The organism is Vibrio sp. 10N.222.46.A1, from assembly GCF_041473595.1.
Lineage (GTDB): Bacteria > Pseudomonadota > Gammaproteobacteria > Enterobacterales > Vibrionaceae > Vibrio > Vibrio tasmaniensis_A.
Window position 1 is genome coordinate 1 of record NZ_JBFRSN010000619.1, and the last position, 4,496, is coordinate 4,496.

At 44.8% G+C, this 4,496-nt stretch carries 4 protein-coding genes; 1 reads left to right on the plus strand and 3 read right to left on the minus strand.

The genetic code is table 11. From position 1 onward, the window contains the following. Positions 1 to 1,282 (plus strand): tetratricopeptide repeat protein (locus AB4496_RS17120; protein ID WP_372131448.1); only part of this gene is annotated, 1,282 nt, incomplete at its 5' end. Between the two features lie 110 nt (positions 1,283 to 1,392). Here the strand turns inward: AB4496_RS17120 and serS are convergent. The 3 genes from serS to lolA all read right to left on the minus strand — a co-directional run. Continuing rightward, complete coding sequence (gene serS / locus AB4496_RS17125) at positions 1,393 to 2,700, minus strand: serine--tRNA ligase (protein WP_009848824.1); 1,308 nt, start codon at positions 2,698 to 2,700, stop codon at positions 1,393 to 1,395. Between the two features lie 142 nt (positions 2,701 to 2,842). Then, positions 2,843 to 4,198, minus strand: coding sequence for a replication-associated recombination protein A (locus AB4496_RS17130; RefSeq protein ID WP_032555347.1), 1,356 nt, complete (start codon positions 4,196 to 4,198; stop codon positions 2,843 to 2,845). 64 nt (positions 4,199 to 4,262) lie between these two features. Next, positions 4,263 to 4,496 (minus strand): outer membrane lipoprotein chaperone LolA (lolA, locus tag AB4496_RS17135; RefSeq protein WP_372131450.1); only part of this gene is annotated, 234 nt, incomplete at its 5' end.

The window sequence follows — 4,496 nt, forward strand, 5'->3', positions numbered from 1 at the left end:
GAAGAAGCTGATTTTACAAGACATTTATAAGGCTGAGAGAGAGAATAACTATCAAGCGGGCCTAGAGCATTGCGAAGGGCTTGCCGCGTTTCATCCCGAATACTTCGCAACAATCCAGCAATTTCGAGGGAGCTTTCTATCAAAACTAGAGCTCTACGAGGAAGCCAAGAATGTCTATCGGAAAGCGATAGATGAAGGCAGTTTTGATTGGGCTCAAGCAGGATTAGCAAACAGCCTTGCGAATTTGGGGCAGCTTAGCGAAGCACAGTCGATGATTGAAAGTTTGATCAATTCTGCGCCAACCTGCATTTTGTATCGAGACCAAGCAGCTCAAGTAAACCTGATCAGCAATAAGGTTCCGGCAGCCATTGCTCACTTCAAGTTAGCGAGTAAACTAACACCAGGTAACTCTGAGAGAGAGCTTGCAATCGCAAATCTATGCTTATCGGTTAATGATACTAAAACAGCGCTATTCCACTACCAAAACCATGTGCAAATCAATAAGGACACCTTTCGAGACAACCTATATATGAAGCTAAGTCATATACGATTCTTGCTCTATTGCGCCTCAGATGGCATCGATAAGCAAGCGAATTTGGGTCACGTCAATTACTTAATTTCGAAGATCCCTACCGAGGCAAGATCAGGGCTTCAAACTGACTTAGCACTTATCGCAGCTCACATCGCGATGGAAGCTAACCAATATCAAAAAGCAGTCACTATACTAACCGCATTGCACGATAAGAATGACTTTGATGCCTTCCCTGTGATTTATCACCATGCATGGTTATTGGATAGGATGAGCTGTGAAAACGAGTTTAAAATTGCGGAAAACCGTTGCAGCATGTTGATAGTGAAAACAGCGAGCGAGACAGTGGTTTCAAGTCAGATAACGATGTGCACTGAGATGAAACATCGCAACACCGCAAAAATGAACTGGCTCAAAGAGAAGAATATCGGCATCAAACTAGCAAAGTCAGACTACAAACAGGTGCTTGTGGCTTACTTAGATATTCATAAACGATGTCCGATGATCAAGAACGTATGTATGAATACGATAAAATTGCTCTCTGTTATTTGGCCTGATTCAATGGGTGCAAAACAAGTGCTAACCATCATCAAGCAATGTGACGAAGTGATCACACAGCTTTATACGATTGATGAGCTGACACAAAACAACTATCAAAACTATTACCGAAAGGCGCTTCTGGCATGTAAGCAAGCAGACTTGGCCTGGAAACAAGCAAACAATACTTCCGAGGCTGCCTTCTCATATATGTAGCTTCTATTTAAACAACGTCCGCATACAAAAAAGGCTTTGCCATTACAGCAAAGCCTTTTAAATATTCTAACAAGTCAGATTAATCTAAATTTGATTAACCAAAATTGGCATTAGCCGATGTGCGTTACGCCGCCCATGTATGGTTGAAGTACTGTTGGGATAGCAATACGGCCATCTGCTTCTTGGTTGTTCTCAAGAATAGCAACCATAGTACGACCAACAGCAAGACCAGAACCGTTAAGTGTGTGTACAAGTTCAGGTTTCTTCTCGCCTTTACGACGGAAACGAGCTTGCATACGACGCGCTTGGAAATCCCACATGTTTGAACAAGAAGAAATTTCACGGTATGTCTCTTGTGCTGGAACCCAGACTTCTAAGTCGTAAGTTTTCGCAGAACCGAAGCCCATGTCACCCGTACATAGAATCACTTTACGGTAAGGAAGCTCTAGAAGTTGAAGTACTTTCTCAGCATGACCTGTTAGCTCTTCAAGCGCTGCCATTGAGTCTTCTGGCTTAGTAATTTGTACTAATTCAACTTTGTCGAATTGGTGCATACGGATAAGACCACGAGTGTCACGACCGTAAGAACCCGCTTCAGAACGGAAACATGGAGTGTGAGCTGTCATCTTAAGTGGCAGTTCAGCTTCATCAGTAATCGTGTCACGAACCATGTTCGTTACCGGTACTTCCGCAGTAGGGATAAGCGATAACGTCTTAAGCGGTACATCACTTACTTGCTCAGTTAGCGGGCTTGTGTGGAACAAGTCTTCGCCGAACTTAGGAAGTTGACCAGTACCGTATAGGCTATCGTGGTTCACTAGGTACGGTACGTACATTTCTGTGTAGCCGTGCTCATCAGTGTGAAGGTCCAGCATGAACTGAGCAATAGCACGGTGTAGACGTGCGAATTTGCCTTTCATCACGATAAAACGAGAACCAGAGATTTTAACTGCGCTAGCAAAATCAAGACCGCCAGACATTTCGCCAAGATCCACGTGATCTTTCACTTCGAAGTCGTAAGTCTTAGGTTGACCCCAACGAGAAACTTCTACGTTGTCGTCTTCATCTTTACCATCTGGCACTTCTGCGTCAGGTAGGTTAGGAATTGACATTGTGATCGCTTCTAGCTCAGATTGAAGCTCAGCCAATGTTACTTTAGCTTGGTCTAGTTCTGCGCCTAAGTTGCCTACTTCTGCAAGGATACGCTCAGCTTCTTCATGGTCGCCTTTTGCTTTCGCTTGACCAATGGACTTCGATCGAGAGTTACGTAACGCTTGTAGCTCTTCAGTTTTCATCTGAAGGGACTTACGTTTTTCTTCAAGTTCACGAATTGTCTCTACATCAAGGGTGAAGCCTCGACGTGCTAATTTTGCCGCTGTTTCATCCAGCTCAGCTCGAAGTAATTTAGAATCCAGCATTGCTAATCCTATGCTTTAGTTATTTGAATATTCAGTAGATTGCTACTGAATCACTGCTAAACCCCTAAAACTGGTGCTATTTCGACCAATTTGTAACGATTTAATTGAATTTTTATGACTAGGTAACGATATCCAAAAAAGACTACTTTTCATAGCGTTTTTGTGGGCTTTTTGCGTCCAAATCCGCCAGATAATCTAGCTTCTCGCCAATTTTGGTCTCTAAGCCTCGTTTTGTTGGGAAATAGTATTGTGTTTCGCCCATTTCAGGCGGTAAATACTTTTCGCCAGCCGCGTAGGCACCTGGTTCATCATGAGCATAACGGTATTCCTGCCCGTAGCCCATGTCCTTCATCAAAGTTGTGGGTGCATTTCTTAAATGATGAGGCACTTCATATTCAGGAAGATTATGCGCATCCGTTAAGGCTTGCTTCCAAGCGGTGTAAACGGCGTTACTCTTTGGTGCACACGCTAAATAGACAACTGCCTGAGCAATCGCACGCTCCCCTTCTGCAGGGCCAATACGCGTGAAGCAATCCCAAGCCGACATCGCAACCTGCATTGCTCTTGGGTCAGCATTACCAATATCTTCAGAAGCAATCGCTAATAAACGCCTTACGATATACAAAGGGTCACAACCCGCCGCAATCATTCGCGCCGACCAATACAACGCCCCATCAGGGTTTGAACCGCGAATCGATTTGTGAACGGCAGAGATTAGGTCGTACCAAATATCCCCCTTATTATCGAAACGAGCAACCTTCTCACCAGCCACTTCCGCTAACAACTGCAACGTTATCGCTTTCTCGCCTTTGTCGTTGTCTTCTGCCATGTCATACAGCAGCTCAAGATAGTTGAGCGACATACGTGCATCACCGTTGACCAGTTCAGCGAGGCGATCTAGTACGTTATCAGCAAAATCAGCCGACACATCACCTAGGCCACGCTGTTTATCTTCAATGGCTTGGCGAATGACGAGAGAAATATCCTCTGTATTGAGCGAAGTCAATTTGTAAACACGCGCACGCGACAACAAAGCGTTGTTCAATTCAAAAGAAGGGTTTTCTGTCGTCGCGCCAATAAACGTAACCGTGCCATCTTCGATATGAGGTAGAAAAGCATCTTGCTGACTTTTGTTAAAGCGATGGACTTCGTCCACAAATAAAATCGTTCTACGCCCTGCTTGCTTGTTCTCACGCGCTTTTTCAATGGCGATACGAATGTCTTTTACACCCGAAGTCACCGCAGATACGCGCTCGACTTCTGCATTGGCGTAATTAGCTGCCACTTCTGCCAGCGTGGTTTTACCGGTGCCCGGAGGCCCCCATAAAATCATGGAGTGGATATGGCCCGCCTCCAACGCTCTGCGAAGGGGTTTACCTGGACCTAATATATGCTGCTGACCAATATACTGTTCAACAGTTTCAGGTCTCATACGAGCAGCAAGGGGACGAAAATCTTCGTCCCCCGCAAAATCTAAGCTGTAATTACTCAATTGCAATCTCTTGATTCGTTGATGGCATCAATACCTATCGACTTACTACCAAACGATCTGCCAGTTTGGATCAGTTTCTTTGGTCGTCGACCTCGACACCTTCCGGCGCCACAAAAGTAAAGCGGTCTGCAGCAGGTTTACCTAAGTCAACATTGTTAAAGGTAAACTCACCTTTTTGGCCGTCTTGTTCAATCACATTAAAGCCCTGAACAATGCCTTTCTCAGTGATGTTAATCTGGAAATCGCCCTGATTAGAGTCCACAGCCGTTGGCGTTAGCGTAAATTGGTTACCCGTTTGCGCAAC

Bases quoted from the DNA above. Each gene is read 5' to 3' on its own strand.
- serS (WP_009848824.1), bottom strand. From the start codon at position 2,700: ATGCTGGATTCTAAATTACTTCGAGCTGAGCTGGATGAAACAGCGGCA.